Annotated in this window: 20 protein-coding genes; 4 read left to right on the top strand and 16 right to left on the bottom strand. The window is 45.2% G+C overall.

What is annotated here, in order from left to right; translation table 11 throughout:
• Positions 1 to 2 precede the first annotated feature (2 nt).
• The 4 genes from RIN81_RS00520 to RIN81_RS00505 all read right to left on the bottom strand — a co-directional run bounded on the left by RIN81_RS00520 (position 3) and on the right by RIN81_RS00505 (position 3,300).
• Positions 3 to 1,187: a competence protein CoiA family protein gene (locus RIN81_RS00520; RefSeq protein ID WP_309086825.1), complete on the bottom strand. Its 1,185-nt coding sequence runs from the start codon at positions 1,185 to 1,187 to the stop codon at positions 3 to 5.
• Between the two features lie 36 nt (positions 1,188 to 1,223).
• Positions 1,224 to 1,865, bottom strand: a complete 642-nt coding sequence (gene mecA / locus RIN81_RS00515) for an adaptor protein MecA (protein ID WP_242232370.1) — start codon at positions 1,863 to 1,865, stop codon at positions 1,224 to 1,226.
• 213 nt (positions 1,866 to 2,078) lie between these two features.
• A complete protein-coding gene (gene spxA, locus RIN81_RS00510) occupies positions 2,079 to 2,474 on the bottom strand; it encodes a transcriptional regulator SpxA (protein WP_045850634.1) in 396 nt (131 codons plus the stop codon).
• Between the two features lie 232 nt (positions 2,475 to 2,706).
• Positions 2,707 to 3,300 (bottom strand): GNAT family N-acetyltransferase, encoded by a 594-nt coding sequence (locus RIN81_RS00505; protein ID WP_309086824.1) that lies wholly within the window; start codon positions 3,298 to 3,300, stop codon positions 2,707 to 2,709.
• 365 nt (positions 3,301 to 3,665) lie between these two features.
• On the opposite strand from RIN81_RS00505, the gene trpS reads away from it, so the two are divergent.
• Positions 3,666 to 4,658: a tryptophan--tRNA ligase gene (gene trpS / locus RIN81_RS00500; RefSeq protein WP_309086823.1), complete on the top strand. Its 993-nt coding sequence runs from the start codon at positions 3,666 to 3,668 to the stop codon at positions 4,656 to 4,658.
• Positions 4,659 to 4,688: 30 nt separating this feature from the next.
• Here trpS and RIN81_RS00495 read toward each other — a convergent pair whose 3' ends face one another.
• From RIN81_RS00495 to RIN81_RS00475, 5 genes are all read right to left on the bottom strand, one after another.
• Positions 4,689 to 5,435 carry a DUF3603 family protein gene (locus RIN81_RS00495; protein ID WP_309086822.1) on the bottom strand — a complete coding sequence of 249 codons (747 nt, stop codon included), beginning with the start codon at positions 5,433 to 5,435 and terminating at the stop codon, positions 4,689 to 4,691.
• Positions 5,436 to 5,491: 56 nt separating this feature from the next.
• On the bottom strand, positions 5,492 to 5,680 hold the full coding sequence (locus RIN81_RS00490) for a YuzI family membrane protein (protein ID WP_242232374.1): 189 nt from the start codon (positions 5,678 to 5,680) through the stop codon (positions 5,492 to 5,494).
• A 76-nt stretch (positions 5,681 to 5,756) separates the two neighbouring features.
• Positions 5,757 to 6,998 carry a beta-ketoacyl-ACP synthase II gene (fabF, locus tag RIN81_RS00485; RefSeq protein WP_309086821.1) on the bottom strand — a complete coding sequence of 414 codons (1,242 nt, stop codon included), beginning with the start codon at positions 6,996 to 6,998 and terminating at the stop codon, positions 5,757 to 5,759.
• 27 nt (positions 6,999 to 7,025) lie between these two features.
• Positions 7,026 to 7,958 (bottom strand): beta-ketoacyl-ACP synthase III, encoded by a 933-nt coding sequence (locus tag RIN81_RS00480; protein ID WP_309086820.1) that lies wholly within the window; start codon positions 7,956 to 7,958, stop codon positions 7,026 to 7,028.
• 137 nt (positions 7,959 to 8,095) lie between these two features.
• Positions 8,096 to 8,278 (bottom strand): DUF2929 family protein, encoded by a 183-nt coding sequence (locus RIN81_RS00475; protein ID WP_309086819.1) that lies wholly within the window; start codon positions 8,276 to 8,278, stop codon positions 8,096 to 8,098.
• 157 nt (positions 8,279 to 8,435) lie between these two features.
• Between RIN81_RS00475 and RIN81_RS00470 the strand changes: the two genes are divergently transcribed.
• A complete protein-coding gene (locus RIN81_RS00470) occupies positions 8,436 to 8,618 on the top strand; it encodes a ComZ family protein (protein ID WP_242232378.1) in 183 nt (60 codons plus the stop codon).
• A gap of 219 nt (positions 8,619 to 8,837) precedes the next feature.
• Here RIN81_RS00470 and clpB read toward each other — a convergent pair whose 3' ends face one another.
• A complete protein-coding gene (gene clpB, locus RIN81_RS00465) occupies positions 8,838 to 11,420 on the bottom strand; it encodes an ATP-dependent chaperone ClpB (protein ID WP_309086818.1) in 2,583 nt (860 codons plus the stop codon).
• 248 nt (positions 11,421 to 11,668) lie between these two features.
• Here clpB and RIN81_RS00460 point away from each other — a divergent pair, with 248 nt between their 5' ends.
• Positions 11,669 to 12,259, top strand: a complete 591-nt coding sequence (locus RIN81_RS00460; RefSeq protein WP_309086817.1) for a Crp/Fnr family transcriptional regulator — start codon at positions 11,669 to 11,671, stop codon at positions 12,257 to 12,259.
• 272 nt (positions 12,260 to 12,531) lie between these two features.
• Here the strand turns inward: RIN81_RS00460 and RIN81_RS00455 are convergent, their stop codons facing one another.
• Positions 12,532 to 12,840, bottom strand: coding sequence for a metal-sulfur cluster assembly factor (locus tag RIN81_RS00455; protein ID WP_309086816.1), 309 nt, complete (start codon positions 12,838 to 12,840; stop codon positions 12,532 to 12,534).
• 144 nt (positions 12,841 to 12,984) lie between these two features.
• Here RIN81_RS00455 and RIN81_RS00450 point away from each other — a divergent pair, with 144 nt between their 5' ends.
• Positions 12,985 to 13,803 carry a Cof-type HAD-IIB family hydrolase gene (locus tag RIN81_RS00450; protein ID WP_242232382.1) on the top strand — a complete coding sequence of 273 codons (819 nt, stop codon included), beginning with the start codon at positions 12,985 to 12,987 and terminating at the stop codon, positions 13,801 to 13,803.
• 38 nt (positions 13,804 to 13,841) lie between these two features.
• Here RIN81_RS00450 and RIN81_RS00445 read toward each other — a convergent pair whose 3' ends face one another.
• The 5 genes from RIN81_RS00445 to RIN81_RS00425 form a co-directional block, all read right to left on the bottom strand.
• Positions 13,842 to 15,338 carry an alpha-amylase family glycosyl hydrolase gene (locus RIN81_RS00445; protein WP_309086815.1) on the bottom strand — a complete coding sequence of 499 codons (1,497 nt, stop codon included), beginning with the start codon at positions 15,336 to 15,338 and terminating at the stop codon, positions 13,842 to 13,844.
• Positions 15,339 to 15,686: 348 nt separating this feature from the next.
• Positions 15,687 to 15,833, bottom strand: a complete 147-nt coding sequence (locus tag RIN81_RS00440) for a hypothetical protein (protein WP_309086814.1) — start codon at positions 15,831 to 15,833, stop codon at positions 15,687 to 15,689.
• A 75-nt stretch (positions 15,834 to 15,908) separates the two neighbouring features.
• Positions 15,909 to 16,256, bottom strand: a complete 348-nt coding sequence (locus RIN81_RS00435; RefSeq protein WP_242232385.1) for a YisL family protein — start codon at positions 16,254 to 16,256, stop codon at positions 15,909 to 15,911.
• Between the two features lie 36 nt (positions 16,257 to 16,292).
• Positions 16,293 to 17,153, bottom strand: coding sequence for a fumarylacetoacetate hydrolase family protein (locus RIN81_RS00430; RefSeq protein WP_309086813.1), 861 nt, complete (start codon positions 17,151 to 17,153; stop codon positions 16,293 to 16,295).
• Positions 17,150 to 18,328 (bottom strand): DUF418 domain-containing protein, encoded by a 1,179-nt coding sequence (locus RIN81_RS00425; protein ID WP_309086812.1) that lies wholly within the window; start codon positions 18,326 to 18,328, stop codon positions 17,150 to 17,152. The genes RIN81_RS00430 and RIN81_RS00425 overlap by 4 nt, the downstream gene beginning before the upstream one ends.
• Positions 18,329 to 18,340 lie beyond the last annotated feature (12 nt).

The raw sequence follows: 18,340 nt of genomic DNA, 5'->3' as shown, positions 1-18,340 counted from the left end.
CCTCAAAAAATCAGCTTGTCTAAAACAGCCTTCCCGGATGCCTCTGTAAAGGCTTTTTCTTTTTCCAGCTTCACACCGAGCGAAGGGCTGTCCAAAGAAAGCGGATTTCCGATTACATCCAGCAGCGCGGCATATTCTACAGCAGCCATCTCCGGTGTTTTTCCGCCGGCAAGCGGCAGCGGCTGCTCTTTTACATGCCCAAGCTCGATTCGGCGTCGAATAATTTCTTCAGCCGGACGCTTCTCCAGCTCCAGCAAAAGATAAAACTGCCATTCAATCGGATGGTTCCGAATCGCTATACTGCTGCGGACAGGAAGCCCAATGTGTTCCGGCAGCAAATAAGGATTACGGCCGGATGCATAAACCGCTTGAAGAAAAGGATGTCGGTGCCCCCGGTCAAACTGGCAGGTCTGATCGATCCATTTCCTCCTGTAATCAAAAAAGGTATTCAGGTCAGATACCTCTCTTTCGCCGCCCGAAGCAGACGGAGGAAACGTCATGTCTTGAATAGGAATGAAGCGCTGGTGTGCTGTACAAAGTGTTACCGTAAGCGGAATGATGTTTTTATATAGCGTAAATCCTTTTCGTTCAGGGTCATACGACAAAAAATAAAAGCCCAGCTGAGGATGAAAACGCAAAAACAGCCGCTGAAAAGGCGTCAGCTTTACATAGCTCCCTTTCCGCTCAACCGGCTTGCCTCCATATATCCAAAACGGAATCATTCCACGCGCTGTATACTTCTCTGTCCGCTCCTCAAATAAAGTAGCGGAAATCGAAGAACACTGAAACTCAACCGCTATATTTCCTGTTAAAATGTCCGGGCGCTGGCCTCCGCCTGGCAAACATGCTTCCAATTCTGCTTCTGCTGTTTGGGTAATCCATTGAAATAAGTCTGCTTTTCCAGCTAAATGCCTGGGAGATTCGTGTTCTGAAAATGAGTGGCATAAAGTGTGGGAAATGTGGGCAAAATGTGGAATGTTAACATTCCCTGCTTTAATCATGACAGGGCTACCACATTGCGGGCAGTAATGTGGAGTATTTTTTAAACGAAGAGCTAGTGACTTGGCTTCTGTCCCGGTCAATACGACCGGCTTTCCTTGTCGATTCACTGCCGACAGCATACAGATATCCTCTCCTTTCATTTTATACGATTCGACAAGCGGGAGGGCACTTCCTTTTTTTTGCAAAAAAAGCATCCTCTTGACATGTCAAGAGGATGCTGGTTATGAAAAGTATTGACGAACGGTTTCAAATACATTTTCAGGCATGATGCATTTTCCGTATTCCTGAAGTGTATGGATCGTCATGCGGGATTCATGCGTATATTCAAGCAGAATGCTGAGCGCATCATCAATTTCTTCTTCCTGGAAACGATCGTCCGCGAACTCAACAAACAGATAATAACGATTTTCATGCGCATACAAGGAAGTGGTCAAGTAATCGAGACCGCCGCGATTGCTAAGCGCGATAACGTCTTCAAAATCACGGAATGCAAGAACAAAATCAAGCGGCGCATCGTCTTCTTCTGAACGGTCAAAATGTTCATCAAGCAAATCTTCAATCTGCCCATTTACATCCATTTTATCGCTTGTAAATGGCAGTTCCAGACGCTGTCCGTCTTTTGTCAGATTTGCCTGGGTAACCAAAATTTCCAAACCTTTATCAAGTGCATGCACTTGGATCCAAAGAGGCCCATCCACTGTAAAATCTTCTTCGTCGTGGACTTCCTCCATCATATCCCAGAACAGTTCTTCGCTGCGTTCCCGGTTGTACCAGATTTCCTCGCGGTCAAAGCCCCGTTCTTCTATATCAACATATGATATGAAAAACTTCACCGTGTTATCATTAATGCGTTCAATTTCCATTATGCGGTCTCTCCCTTCCATTTAGAGGGTTCACAGGGGTGCGGAAACATATCCCCATCCCTTCTTTATATTGTATGATAAACAAGGCGTAAATGAAAACAGAAAGACTTAGGTGTCTGCACATTCTAACTGAATTTTCTGCGTTCTTCAAGCTAAAACGGTTAAAAAAAATAAAAAATTCCTGCATACCGGGCAGGAATTTTTCTTTGTCAATTAGTTAACCATACGTTGTGCTTCAAGCAGCTGGAAAGTACGAACTTTCCGCGGTAAGAAACGACGAATTTCATCTTCGTTATAACCAACTTGCAGGCGCTTTTCATCCATAATAATCGGACGACGAAGCAATCCTGGGTTTTGTCGGATCAATTCAAACAAATCTTGAAGTGGAAGTGTTTCAAGATCAACATTCAATTTTTGGAAAATTTTCGAACGTGTTGAAATGATTTCATCCGTTCCGTCCTCCGTCATACGCAAAATTTCTTTGATCTCGTCAATGCTTAACGGTTCTGAGAAAATATTGCGTTCCACGTAAGGAATTTCGTGTTCCTCTAACCACGCTTTTGCTTTTCGGCATGAGGTGCAGCTTGGTGATGTATATAGTGTAACCATTCCTCATTCACACTCCTTAAATAAAATATATAATACCTGTCAATTTGAGGAATCGAACGTTCATGGAGATTTCATAGATAAGTGAAACTCCTCAACAACCGGCTACATATGTATTATACCATGAAATAACAGCCAATTGAATATCGTTTTCAGTTGTACGAACAATTATCTTTTACTTACAAATACATTGTACCCGGTGAATGTGTCAACTAAACGTCAAAGCTGCACCTTTTTAAACTTTTTGTGAGGATTCAAACGGCTCAAGAATATTCTCACGCTCTTCTTTATCTATAAAGGAAAGGGTTTCGCTTACCGGTGCGAAAGGAGCTCCGTAAATTTCTTTGTCTTTATACTTATGAATATCACGATATGTCCGAACCATCGCTTCGTAAATATCTTCCTCATCTGCCCCACTTGGGCTCCAATAAAGGATTTCCATCACCGTTTCCCGTCCGGTCGCAAGCGAACGCCGGCGGTAGCCGATTTTAGAAGCATGTTCAAATCCTTCACGGGCATAGAAGCGAAGCCTTTTTTCCGTATCTGTGTCCTCATATTGAACCGGTTCAACCTCAAGAATGACCGGTTTGTTTTTCGACTTTAATCCATCAATCAGTTTTTTGCCTAGTCCCTGTCCCCTTGCTTGTTTGGACACAAAAAGATAGTCGACAAAAACAAACCCGTCAAACTCTACATAAATGAGTACGTGGTTCGGACCTTCATCTTTATGGTAAACATCGCCGCGTTCAGCGAGCAGCACATCGATTTGTTCTTTTGCCTTCATTTCTTCAATCGGAAAATATTGATTCAACTTTTCATACCAGTTCATGCATGTCTCCTTTGCTTACCCATATTAAGTGCTTCTTATATAATATAGACCGTTTTTAAACGCTTAAACCTATAATTTAAAAAAGCGGCCGCTTATTGGGCCGCTTCGTAGATTTTTTAAAATTTATTCAACTCTTTTTCAGAGCATTAAACAAAGTAGTCAAAAGCTAAACTATGCTTCTCCACCTTGTCTTGCCGGCCACATTGACGCCCCGCAAATATCCGTACAATGAGCTGCCTCCTTCCTTTGAACAGGGTGCTGTCTTGCTGGCCCTGTTTTCTTCTTATTTCTTGTCATCTTGAATATTCAGTTTGTTTTATTTATAATGGAACACATATCAAGATGAAACGAAGTGAAGTGGACTAATGATGAAAACAATTTTTTCCGGCATTCAGCCAAGCGGCTCTGTTACATTGGGTAATTATATCGGTGCTATGCGGCAGTTTGTCGAATTACAGGAAGACTATGACTGCTTTTTTTGCATTGTAGACCAGCATGCCATTACCGTTCAGCAGGACCGCCTCGCGCTGCGCAGAAATATCCGCAGCCTGGCAGCGCTTTACGTGGCTATAGGGCTTGATCCTTCTAAAGCAACCCTATTTATCCAATCAGAAGTGCCTGCTCATGCACAGGCGGGCTGGATGCTTCAGTGTGTCTCTTACATCGGAGAGCTGGAGCGAATGACACAATTTAAAGACAAATCTGCAGGTAAAGAAGCGGTATCAGCCGGACTGCTTACATATCCTCCTCTCATGGCAGCGGATATCCTGCTTTACGGCACCGACCTGGTGCCGGTTGGCGAAGACCAAAAGCAGCACCTTGAGCTGACACGCGATTTGGCGGAGCGGTTTAACCGAAAATACAATGATATTTTCACGATTCCTGAAGTGCGTATTCCGAAAGAAGGCGCACGGGTCATGTCTCTGCAGGAACCAACGAAAAAAATGAGTAAATCCGATCCAAACCAAAAAGCATTTATCACGCTTTTGGATGAACCGAAGCAAATTGAGAAAAAAATCAAAAGTGCCGTAACCGATTCGGAAGGCGTAGTAAAGTACGACAAGGAAAACAAGCCTGGCATCTCAAACCTTCTGTCTATTTACTCAGCACTTGAAGGAATTTCGGTTGCGGATCTTGAACAGCAGTTTAGCGGAAAAGGCTATGGGGACTTTAAACAGGCAGCAGCCGATGTTGTCATCAAGCATTTAGCACCGATTCAAGAACGCTACTATGCATTAATTGAGTCTGATGAGCTAGACCAGATCCTAGACGAAGGCGCTGAAAAAGCCCGCTTTAGAGCCGGTAAAATGCTGAAAAAAATGGAAAATGCGATGGGTCTCGGCCGCAAACACAAATAAAAAACGTTCCGGTATAAACCGGAACGTTTTTTATTTGCTTGTTACGACTTTCATTTCCTGCTCATACATTTTTTCAAAGAACGGGCGCCCTTTAATCATCTGGGCACACAGCTGTTCATGTGCAGAAGTCCAGCCCATTACAACTGATTCACTAAACATCTTCACAGCAGATGTCCAATCCATCTGCCGGATAATTTCATATTTTGCCGGCTTCCACTCTGTGAGCCAGTACTTCAACGCCGGCTCATGGTCGGATTCAATAAGCTGATCAACAGCCATTAACAGAAGTGTTTTTAGCTGCCGCTCTTTTCTTGTTAACCCAATCATCCATTCCGGTGCCGGCTCTGAAAGGCTGTATGTTTTTTCAGCCATATCCGGGAAGTAAAACGGTTCTGCCGGATGGCAGTCGGCCATTTCCCGGACAATTAACTCATGCTGAGGCATAATGCGGCTTTTTTTAATTGGCACCCGGTATCCATTTGTATCAACAGCCATTGTCCGGTCTCCATCTGAAACAATAAAGCAGTACTCCATCATTTCACGTTTGCTTCCTTTACGGATAAACGCTTTGCTTTCTACTTTCTGCAGCAGCTCTTCCGGCAATTCACAAAGAGTTTTTTCAAAGAAATCCATTGCATTTTTACGTAAAATTAAAACTGGTACTTGATCAAGCAGCATCATCCCGTCGTCTTTACGCCATTCGTGATACGGGCATACATTGCATCCATTTTCTTCTCCCTCGAACCAGTTCACCCACACATCATGAAGGTACAGCATCAAATTCCTCCTTGATTACCGTTTTATGGGTTCATTATCGACACGTTTTTGTTACTTTATTCAATAAAACCGAAAAACATGAGCAGCCAGCCGACGAAAAATAAATAGCATTCCGGCCGGCGAATCGTAAAGGAAATGTATTCAGGCCATGTCATGCCTGCCGCAAGTAAATTCAAATACATAATAAAACTAATCCCGCCTGCTACGGCCAGGCCAAAGCCGGTTAAAAAAAGAACGAGTTTCATTCTATCACGCCTCCGCTGCTTGTCCTTCATGTATATGCAAAAATAAGCAAAAAAAAACAGGCCGGGGCCTGTTTTTTTAATCGTTGTATTGTTTCAGCACAATTGTCGCGTTATGTCCGCCGAATCCAAGCGAGTTGCTCATCGCTGCGCGTACTTCACTTTTACGTGCTTCGTTCGGCACATAATCAAGGTCACATTCCGGATCCGGGTTCTGCAGATTGATTGTTGGCGGAAGTGTGTTTTCCTGAATGGCAAGCGCAGTAAAAATGGCTTCAACACCCCCAGCCGCACCAAGCAGGTGGCCCGTCATTGATTTTGTTGAAGAAACGGCCAATTGTTTGGCGTGATCGCCAAAAACGGTTTTAATCGCCGCTGTTTCAAACTTATCGTTGTACGGCGTGCTTGTTCCATGTGCATTGATATAGTCGATATCAGATGGGCCAAGACCTGCATCATCAAGCGCCATTTTCATGGCACGAGAACCGCCTTCTCCCTCTGGTGCCGGAGCTGTAATATGGTGAGCATCGCCTGTTGAACCATAACCGACAATCTCAGCATAAATGTGAGCGCCGCGGGCTTTTGCATGCTCTAATTCCTCAAGGACCACAATACCTGCCCCTTCACCAATTACAAATCCGTCGCGTTCAGCATCAAACGGCCGGCTTGCTGTAGCTGGATCTGGATTTGTAGACAGCGCTGTGTTCGCACAAAATCCTGCAACCGACATTTGCGTAATCGGCGCTTCTGTTCCGCCTGAAATCATCGCATCGGCATCGCCGCGCTGAATAACTTTAAAAGCATCCCCAATGGAATTTGTTCCTGTTGCACAAGCTGTTACGGTACACGAGTTTACCCCTTTCGCTCCCAGGTAAATCGAGACTTGGCCCGCGGCCATATCCGGAATCATCATTGGGACGAAAAACGGGCTGACCCGGCGGTAGCCGCGTTCTAAAAATGTTTTATACTGTGTTTCAAATGTTTCCATGCCGCCGATGCCCGAACCGACCCAGACACCGATGCGCGGCGCGTTTTCTTCTGTAATTTCGAGCTTCGCATCTGCTACCGCCATTTTAGCCGCCGCAACGGCAAATTGTGTAAAGCGGTCCATTTTACGTGCTTCTTTTTTTTCTATAAATTGCTCCGGCTCAAAATCACGGATTTCAGCCGCCACTTTAGCAGGATAGTCATCTGCATTCAGGCGGGTCATCGGCTTAATGCCGCTTTTTCCTGCTGTAATATTACTCCAAGCTTCTTCTACTGTATTTCCCACCGGTGAAACAATGCCTAGACCGGTAATTACTACTCTTCGTTTTTCCACATTTTTCACCTCTTTATTAAATTGCTGTTAACGTCCCCATCTCATGGCGATGGCGCCCCACGTTAATCCTCCCCCGAAACCGACCATGACAATCACGTCGTCATCTTTTACCCGCCCGTTTTCAAGCTCTTCTACCATTGTGAGCGGAATGGATGCAGATGATGTATTGCCAAACTGGTTTACGGTTACAGACATTTTTTCCGGAGGCAGGCCAAGGCGCTCCCGTGCCGATTCCATGATACGGATATTGGCTTGATGCGGCATGAGAAAATCAACGTCTTCTTTTTGAAGACCCGCTTTTTCAATTACACTAATAGAGGATTCTCCCATTTGGCGAACGGCAAATTTAAACACTTCACGGCCATTCATTTTAACATATTTGTCTTCATACAAGTGCTTGCCGCCGCGTCCGTCAGCTCCAAGCTCAAAAGATAAAATTCCGCGTCCTTCTGATACCGGCCCAAGAACAGCAGCTCCTGCCCCGTCCCCAAACAGCACAGCGGTATTCCGGTCTTCCCAGTCAATCAAATTCGACAGTTTTTCTGCGCCAATAACGAGTACATGTTTGTATGCACCTGTTTCGATAAACTGTTTTCCCGTAATGATACCATACATAAACCCGGCACACGCAGCACTAATATCCATAGCGGCTGCATTGACTGCTCCGATTTCGTGCTGAATTTCACACGAAACAGATGGAAAGCTGTGGTCCGGTGTAACCGTTGCTGTAATAATCAAATCTATTTCTTCTGGATGAATGCCTGCATGTTCAATGGCTTTTCGAGCTGCTTTTGCTGCCATATGGACGGTGCCGACTTCATCTCCCGCAATGCGGCGTTCCTCGATGCCTGTGCGGGTACGAATCCATTCGTCAGAAGTATCCATTCTTTTTTCAAGATCAAAGTTTGTAATCACTTGATCCGGAATGTAACGTCCCATTCCCCATATTCCAGCGTTCAAAAAAACGCACCTTCTTTCAACCACATATTGTGATAGCAATTATTATGACTTGGTACTAATTTTACTGAAAAACACCTTTAAATGCAATGTCTAAATAGGAAAAAGCGAATTCCGTCTAATGGGAACCCGCTTTCATTTTAATGCTTTTCAATTGGCTCATCTGGGATCAGTTTGATCACAATAATAAGCAGGAGTGTCAGAACGATGGCAATGAAAACACCTATTTCAAAATGAAATGGTGCTCCATTCATTGAGGAAATAACATAAACCGTCATTTCAGATAAAAGGAATGTCCAGACAAACATCATGATATACTGCATAGGGCAGCCTCCTTTGCTTCTTTTTATGCACTCTGTTCATAATAGTAGCATATTTATCGGCTTGTGAGCGCAAAAAGTGTTTCTTTTTCTTGACGATTTGCGCAGATTGAATAAAATGAAGGAAAGAACTGGCTGAAGCCAAAAAGGAGATCCTATAATGGAAAAAAATATGGAATTTATGCAAATCGCAATGAAATACCTGCCGGAAGCCCAGCAGAAAATGCAGGAAGCCGGCATTGAGTTTTCACCTGCAATGGCAGAGCCGTTTTTTGGCTTGTTCATGAAAGTCATGCAGGAAGCTTACGATCTGGGCAAGAAAGAAGCCTTGCTCGAAGAATAAAAAAATCCGCTGCATGTAAAATGTAGAAATGCGGCTATGTTCATGTTTTTAACATAAAGAAAGGGCGTCTTATAAGCCGGAAAACCGGCTTATAAGACAAGCCCTTTTTTTATAGCCGTAACACAGCGTGCGCCGGACATATTCTTGTTCATGAAAGCCGAAAAAAGATATTCCGGCCATCCTTGGTCCTTATTGCTTCAGGCAAGGTGACACTTCATCTTATTTCACAACAAGTTCACCATTCACTACATCAACGACAGCTTCAGTTCCTGGCAAAACCGTTCCAGCAATAATCGCCCGGGCTGCCTGCGTCTCGATATTACGCTGAACAAACCGCTTAAGCGGCCGCGCACCGAAAACAGGATCATACCCTTCCTCTGCAATTTTCTCTTTTGCCGCTTCTGTTATCCGAAGCGTAACACCGCGCTCAAGCAGGCGTTCCGCCAATCCTTCAAGCACTTTGCCGGCGATGCCTTTTAAGTTTTCACGTGTAAGCGGCTTGAAAAGAACAATGTCATCTACCCGGTTTAAAAACTCCGGACGGAAATGACCGCGCAGCTGCGCCATTACATTGTTTTTTGCTTCTTCTGGAATCTCTTCTTCTCCACCCGCTTCAAGCAGGAAGGATGAACCAATATTTGAAGTCATAATGACCACTGTATTTTTGCAGTCAATCATGCGGCCTTGAGAATCTGTAATGCGGCCGTCATCAAGCATCTGCAGCAAAATATTAAACACATCCGGGTGCGCTTTTTCCACTTCATCAAGCAGCACGACAGAATATGGACGGCGCCGGATCGCTTCGGTAAGCTGTCCGCCCTCTTCATAGCCAACGTATCCCGGAGGGGCGCCGACAAGTCTCGACACCGAATGCTTCTCCATGTATTCAGACATATCAAGGCGGATCATCTGGTCCTCGCTGTCGAATAAAACATCGGCGAGCGTTTTAGCAAGTTCTGTTTTTCCAACGCCGGTCGGACCAAGAAACAGAAACGAACCAATCGGCCGATTCGGATCTTTAATACCTGCTCGTGCCCGCAGAACAGCATCGCTCACAAGAGACACAGCTTCATCCTGGCCGATTACCCGCTCATGCAGAATGTCTTCAAGGCGAAGCAATTTCTCACGCTCTCCTTCCACAAGCTTTGTTACCGGAATACCGGTCCACCGGGCGACGATAGAAGCAATTTCTTCTTCTGTTACTTCTTCTCGCAGCAGACGGTCGTCTTTTCCGGACGAAGCCGCCGATTCAAGGGCAGCCAGCTCTTTTTCCACTGCCGGAATTCGACCGTGGCGCAGTTCGGCTGCCCGGTTTAAATCATATCTGCTTTCCGCATCCTCAAGCTCGCGGCGAAGCCGGTCCAGCTCCTCCCGCTTGTCTTTGACGCTCATAATGGCTTCTTTTTCACTCATCCACTGGGCCTTCATCGCATCAGCCTGCTCTTTTAAGTCGGCCAGTTCCCTTTGAATCTGCTCAAGACGCGCTGCACTTTCACGGTCTTTTTCTTTTTGAAGAGCCGCTTCTTCAATTTCAAGCTGCATAACCCGGCGCATCACGGCGTCAAGTTCAGACGGCATAGAATCAATTTCGGTCCGAATCATCGCGCAGGCTTCATCCACCAGGTCAATCGCTTTGTCAGGCAAAAAGCGGTCCGTAATATAGCGATTTGATAATGTTGCCGCAGCTACAAGCGCCCGGTCATGAATATTTACACCGTGATGAATTTCAAACCGCTCTTTTAAGCCGCGCAGGATGGAAATCGCATCTTCAATGGTTGGTTCAGAGACGAGCACGGGCTGAAACCGGCGCTCTAAAGCCGGGTCTTTTTCAATATATTGGCGGTGTTCATCCAATGTAGTGGCACCGATACAGTGCAGCTCTCCCCGCGCAAGCATCGGCTTCAGCATATTGCCGGCATCCATCGACCCTTCTGTTTTACCTGCACCGACAATGGTATGAATTTCGTCAATAAACAGGAGAATGCGTCCCTCGCTTTTTTTCACTTCATTCAAGACCGCTTTCAGCCGCTCTTCAAATTCCCCGCGAAATTTCGCGCCGGCAATGAGTGAGCTCATATCGAGTGAAAAAATAGTTTTGTCTTTTAAGCCATCCGGCACGTCTTTACGGACGATCCGCCAGGCAAGCCCTTCAACGATCGCTGTTTTTCCTGTGCCCGGCTCACCGATCAGTACGGGGTTGTTTTTTGTTTTCCGCGACAAAATACGGATCACATGGCGAATTTCCTCATCCCGTCCGATCACCGGGTCGATTTTTCCTGCCCGGACTTCTTCAATCAGATCCCGTCCGTATTTTGCTAATGCTTCGTAACCTGATTCCGGATTTTGTGTCGTCACTTTTTCATTCCTCCTTATTTCATGAATAGCCTCCAAAACTGCGTTCTCTGGCACGTTTTCCTGCTTCATAAAATCGGCTGTTTTCATACCGGCTGAAAAAATCGCAGCGGCCATATGTTCAACCGATAAGTATGCATCTTCCCACTTTTTTTGCATCTCAGCCGCTCGTTGAAACCATGTATTCAGCCCGCCTGACAAGTAAGCACCGTATTGCACGTTTCCTGACACAGCAGGCTTTAGCTGAATTTCCTTTTGGACAAACTTAAGGAAGGCGGCTTTTGATAGACCGGCGCGTTCAAAAATGCGGCTGAACAGGCCATCTTCTTTTGAAAGCAGCGCTGTCAGCATATGTACGGTATCCACATCTGAATGGTTTCGTTCAACCGCGCTCTGCTGGGCAGCTGCCAGTGCTTCCTGCATTGTATACGTCATTTGTTCCATGTTCATATGCTTCAAAACCCCCTTGACCTTTTTTGACCTTTTGTTTTATTTTAAAAGATCCTCCCCTTTTCCGCAAAGAAAACGGCGTGAAAGAATCGTATTTACTGACAGACAAACAAGCTCCATCCAAGTTTATCCTTTTTCCGGCTTTCTTTTTGAATAAAAATTTACTCTCTCAAAGAATGCAGAATCAGGTTGAAACGTTGTAACGTCCTGTTTTTCTCGTTAAAATAGTAGAAAAAGAGGTAAATTCCGTGGCGTTTGAACCCTCTCTTGCACAAGCACTGGAGCTGTTATTTACAGAAGAGCGGAAAGTACGTTCTTTTCAAAAAGGAGCCTATCTTTTCCAAGAGGGTGAGCCCGCTGATGATATTTTCTGGCTTCGCTCTGGAAAAGTAAAAGTGGGCAAGATTGTGCCGGATGGGCGCGAGCTGACGATCCGCGTATCAAAAAAACAGGACATGCTTATCGAAATGACCCTGTTTGAAGAAGAAGCTGTTTATATGATGAATGCGAAAGCACTGGAATATGAGGAAGCCCGGGCGGTTCCACGCCGTTTTTTAGAAAAACTTTTGTCCTCAAAGCCGGAATTGATGGTTTACTGGCTCCGTTACACACAAACTGAGCATTTGCGGACTCAGTCCAAGCTGCGTGATCTCGTAATGAACGGGAAAAAAGGCGGTGTTTATTCTACTCTCATCCGGATGGGCAATACGTTTGGCAAACAAACAGAAGACGGCATCATTCAAATGAAACGAAACCAGATTACACTTTGTGATCTTGATTATTTAAAACGTGAAATCAACTGTGAAAATTGCCCGATTGATATTTGCCAAATTGATTAAAAAAGAAGGTTCCATAACGGAATCTTTTCAGATTGTAGACAATTAAAATCTTTTGCCAAAGAACCTCTTTATTTCTTTTTCATGCAAGGAGTCGGAAGGTACAAATAAGAGCCGATAAGACGGCGGGCGCACAACTTTTCCTATCGGCTCTTTTTAAGAAGCGATGTTTCCCTAAAAGTCTGCTGCCCGATTTCGGCAGTGAAAGTTTTCATAAAAAAAGACTGACGACAAAGTCGCCAGTCTCAGAAGGCTCCATAATGGAACCTTCTCTTTTACTGGATGCCTAAAGCGATTTTCGCGTAGCGTGACATCATATCACGTGACCAAACTGGCGTCCAGACGATATTTGTTTCCACGCCCGTTACTTCTGGAATATCAGAAAGCGCTGCTTTTACCTGGTCAACGATCACACCGGCAAGCGGGCATCCCATCGATGTTAACGTCATCGTAACCGTTGTTTTTCCAGCCTCATCCATATCTACATCGTACACAAGCCCGAGATTCACAATATCAATACCCAGCTCCGGGTCAACAACCTGTTCAAGCGCACCCATAATATTTTCTTTTAAATCCTGATCCATGTAAAACACTCCTTTCAAAGTATGCGTATAGCTTTATCATAACAGACATTTCTTCGAATGATGAGTAAAAAGCCTGTTTCTTTGCAAACGGCGCCCTAACCCTCTACACTGAAAGAAGAACCGACAAAGGAGTGACTCGCCTATATGGAAAAGCATTTAATTGTATTAGACCTCGATGGTACGTTATTAACGGATCAAAAAACCATTTCCCCCCGCACAAAACGCACCCTTCAAAAAGCGATGGAGCACGGGCATGAAGTAATGATTGCCACAGGCCGCCCGTTCCGCTCAAGCGCTCCTTACTATGCGGAGCTCGGATTAACAACACCGATTGTCAATTTTAACGGCGCCTTCGTTCATCATCCCGGCAATCAAAAATGGGGCTTCTTTCACGAACCGATGGAGTTAAAAACCGCCATTGATATCGTTGAAGCATGCCATGATTTTGACTTTTACAATATTATCGCAGAAGTGCTCGATAACGTTTATTTTCATTATCATGATGAAAAGCTTATTGATGTTTTTAACATGGGCAATCCTGTAGTCACAACAGGTGACTTGCGCCAAAAGCTGACCGATCATCCAACAAGCATGCTGATTCATGCAACAGAAGAGCAGGTACCGGCTATCCGCCGCCATTTAAGCGATGTGCACGCAGAAGTGATTGACCACCGCCGCTGGGCCGCTCCGTGGCATGTGATTGAAATTGTCAAAAGCGGCCTAAGCAAAGCAGTCGGCTTAAAGCGTGTATCAGACTGGATCGGCATCCCGCCGGACCGGATTATTGCATTTGGTGATGAAGATAATGATCTTGAGATGATTGATTACGCCGGCACAGGTGTAGCGATGAGCAACGGTATTGATGCCTTGAAATCGATCGCCAATGACATTACCGCTTCAAACGAAGAAGACGGCATTGCGGTTTTCCTGGAAGAGCGCTTATCTTTAAAAACGTTCGCATAAAAAAAGGCTTCTCAGCAAATTTGCTGAGAAGCCTTTTTTTACGATTGAGCTGCCCTTTTGCCGCGCTTCCATACCACATAAAGAAACAAAACAAAGATAATCCAGACCGCTGACATAGCCGCAATAAAGGCATAATTTATGCCGGTTTTCTCCGCCAGTGCATAAATTTCCGCTTCCTCACGGTCAAGAATAATGGTAAATTCCCCATCTGCCGCACGCGACATGTCACCAGCAAGCAATCCTCTCAGCTCTTTGTTCTCATCCAGTTTAGAAGCTGGAATCGCGATGCTTTGTGTTTCGCCTGTGTTATTGATTGCCACCACAACTGTTTCATTCTCGTATTGCCGCTTAAACACCGTCATGCCGTTCCGATTAAAAATCGGCTCATAGGAACCACGTCTGAGCGCCGGGAGTTTCTGGCGTAAGGCTGCGATCTGTTTGATATAATCCATCAGCTCCTGATCGGTACGGAAATTCATCAGTCCGTGCGCGTCCGGGCCGGTTTCTCCGTTTTGCGCGATTTCCGACCCATAAAAAACTGCTGGAGTTCCAGGAGATGTGTACAAATACGTAAGTGCCATCCGCCAGCGTGTGCCCGGAAACATATTTTCTTCCGCCATATCCCTTGTAAACCGGTCTGTTACGACAGAGTCCGTTAAATGAACTGTTTCCAACGGATGCTCCAGTACGGTTTCTTCCTGGAGAAGGAGCTCTTCTACCATATTCGAAGAGCGGTCTACTGTCGCAAACTGCTTGCGCAGCGGCTCCTGCATCCAGGAAGAAGTCACCGCATCAAGCCCGGCTTTTTCATAAGCGGCGGCTCCCTGTATGGTGGTTTCCGCCATTTCTCCTATTAAGTGCAAATTAGGCATCGCCTCATGAAAAGCGCTCCAAAAAGCAGGCTTTGCTATGGAAGCATTGCTGAAAAAATATCCATCAATACCAGTCCGGCCGGCCAGCTTTACAGCTGCTTCAACGAGCGCTGCCTGTACATCTGGATTCTCTGTGTTTAAAAGAGCCATTTCGCCAAGCCAGTCCGGCTTCTGCAAAACAGAGACGTTTGTAAACCAGTTCTCTTTGCCGGCTTCACTTAGCCATACATGCTTTGTGCTTACACGTACAGCCGGAAAATCCACTAAAACACGAATATTTTGTTTATGTGCACTGTCAACGAGTTCTTTTAACTGCTGCTCATTGCCAAATTGCGGGTTTAGCTTTGTGTAGTCCGTTATGCTGTAGCCATGGTAAGCACCCGCTTCGTTTTCAAACACAGGTGAAATCACGATTGACGTCATGCCCAGCTCTTTCACATAATCAAGCTGATCTTGAATTCCTTTAAAGTCACCGCCCTGGTAAGCAGATGCATCATCATTATTCGTTTGTTTATCATTTGAACGATCCCCGTTCATAAACCGGTCCGTCATTAAAAAATACATCGTTTCATCCTGCCAGCCTTCCTTCTTTTCTTCGGCAGAAACCATACCTCCAGATAAAAGAAGAAGCGGAATGATAAGTGAAAGAAATCGTTTTCTCACTGCTCGTTTCCCCCTGCGCCAAAATGTTCCATCCTCATTTAGAGTACGCTTTTTCCCACATGACGTCAATGAAAGCAGGGATTGTTCAAGAAAACGACACGGTTCAACACCCGCTGTTTATGAAATAAATGCGAGAATTTCTTTTTTCTTAAAACGGGAAACCACATACACAGCTGAAGCAAGCCCACCTGGCCCCGTTCTAACAACTGCAATTCTTTTTGGCATAAACTCCGCCCTCTCTTTTATATGAACAAATGTTACACAAAAAAACATAAACAAGTGTCAGATTGGGCGCAACTTTCGATATGTATATAAAAAATAACCGCCGCCCCTTTACGGGAATGACGGTTATCGGGGGGATGAATCCTCTTTTTCTTCTATTGGCACTAATTCACTTGCTTCCTGCGGTCTGGCTTTTTTCATATAAACCGAAACAACCTGCACTGACACAAAAAACGAAACAAAAACAAGAATCCATAAAATCACGGGAAACACAAAGACGCCTCCTTTTTGTCATTATAACAAAAAAAGCTGCGCTTTTTGCACGCAGCTCTTTCCATGGCTCTTTTATCAAGCAATGCCTGGGAGGGCAAAACCTAAAATAACCGTCAGAACAAGCACAATAAACGCGCCGGCCAAAACACCGCCGTTTTTTTTGCCTTTTTTCTTCCGTACGAGCGTCATTTCCATTAATCCAATCGTGACTATGCCTAAAAGCATTTTGATGCCATACAGGGCTGGATTCAAGCTGTCGAACGTGGTAAATAGCGCAAAGCCAGTAATTAAAATCAGTACATAAAACAGGCGAAGCCCCATATGTACACCGGTTGATGGCTTTCTTACTGCGATCAAAAACAGTACGAGCGCAATCACCCACGTTGTAATATGTACGTGTGTGGATTGTGTTAAAAAGTCCATAAAAGATCCCCTCCTTTTCTTTCTTATTCTACCATACTACTCTTGAACGGTATTCGACAACGTTCCAATGCCCTCCACCGTAATTTCAACCGTATCTCCTTTTTGCAATGTACCTTTCGGCTCCATCGCAAATCCTACTCCCGCCGGTGTTCCCGTTGCGATAATATCGCCCGGCTCGAGTGTCATGCCTTTTGAAAGAACATGAATCACTTCATCAATAGGAAAAATAAAGTGAGAAGTGTTGGACTGCTGTCTTATTTCCCCATTTACCATTGTTTGAATCGCTAAATTGTGAGGATCGGCAATTTCATCTTTTGACACAATCCAGGGTCCTATCGGGCAGCTGCCATCCAGGCTTTTACCGATAAAAAACTGTTTATGGCGGCTTTGCAGATCTCGTGCGGTAATATCATTCAGCACAGTGTAGCCAAACACATAGTCAAATGCCTCTTCACGAGCAATTTCTTTTCCTTTTCTGCCGATAATGACAGCCAGTTCTCCTTCATAATCCAATGAATCGGTCAATGACTCATAAGCAGGAATAGGTGCTCCATGTGCACTGACTGCGGTCGGTGCTTTTGTAAAAATCATCGGATGCTCCGGTACACTTGCTTCTCCACCCATTTCAATGGCATGGTCCCGATAGTTTTTCCCCACGCACATGACATTTTTAAGCGGGCGCGGGATAGGTGCCAGCCATTCAATAGATGCTTCTTCTACGGAAAGTATGGATTCCGGATTACGGCAGACAGATGCTAAAAACTGTCCTTCTTCAATGGCAGCCGCCAGCGTGATTGGGGCACCATCTATATCTGAAACAGCAGCTACTGCCTGTTTTTCTGCCAAATAAAAACCGTACTTTTCTTTTCCCTCATGTTTAAAGCTCATCCACTTCATTTTCTCATCCCCTTTTTTCCGTAAGTAACAAACCGCCAGATGACTTCCATCGGTCCGCGCTGAAACTGGCTCAGCCATAGCCCAGAAACCATTACTTGCAGGGCAAAAATAGTGACGCAAAGCAAAATGCCTGTCGTGACCGTAACCTGTCCGTAAAAACCGAGACCATATGCATAAAACAAAAGCGAACCGATCACCGACTGCATCAAATAGTTGGTCAGCGACATTTTACCGGCCTGTGCAAAGGGCAAAAGCAGTTTGAACGGACGAGTTAAGGTACACAAATACACAACGAGCATCGCATAAGAAGCCGCAAGTACCGGGCCTCCAAGAGAATCCTGCACATACATATACGCTATATGACTTGGACCGAGCAGATGCGGAACACCTTTAAGCAGGAGCCCTGCCCCGAAAAAAAGTGCAAACATCCGAAGTGTTTTTTTCGGATGAGCGGCCCATTTTTGGATAAGGCGCTGCTTGTATACACCCGCGCCAATGAGTAAAAATGGAAAAACCGTCATTGTCTGAAACCCAAAGGCGCCGTCAAAAATGTTATTGTTCGTCCAATCGTGAATACGCTGCTCCGTTACCTCTGCGTACGACCCGCTTCCGTAGGCTGCAATCGAATCGGAAACAGAAGTAATATCCGTCCAAAACAAGGCATTATACGGGTCGGATTGAGCAGATACAAAAAGAAGCACGCTGAACAAAACAGCTGGTACAAGCAGGAGAATAAGCCCCATTCGAAGAAGCGTTTCTGCGGAAAAACGCAGAAAAAACAAAAGCAAAAAGCCGCATACTGCGTAATTGAATAAAATGTCCCCTGGCCAAATAAAGATAGCGTGAGCAACACCTAAAACAAGCAAAAACGAAAAACGCCGCACGCCTGTCCAGGCAAATGTCCCCGTTCTCTCGAGCGCTTTCTCACGCTGCATAGCCGCGCCGAATCCAAACATAGCCGCAAAAATTGGATAAAAGCTCGCCTGCACAAGCACGTCAATCCAGGAAAACGCCAGTTTATCCTGAGGGGCTTCCCACCATTCATACGGGTTGTAATAAAAATAAGGAGAATGAAACGACAGCATATTCACAAGGAAAATACCGAAAAGAGAAATACCTCTCAAAATATCGATGGACGCAATCCGCGCCGTTTCATTCTGCTTTACAGACTGCAACCAATCACACCC

Source organism: Domibacillus sp. (assembly GCF_031181085.1).
Taxonomy (GTDB): Bacteria; Bacillota; Bacilli; order Bacillales; family Domibacillaceae; genus Domibacillus.
The sequence above is the reverse complement of the archived record's forward strand: the minus strand, read 5'-3'. Positions and strand labels throughout refer to the sequence as shown.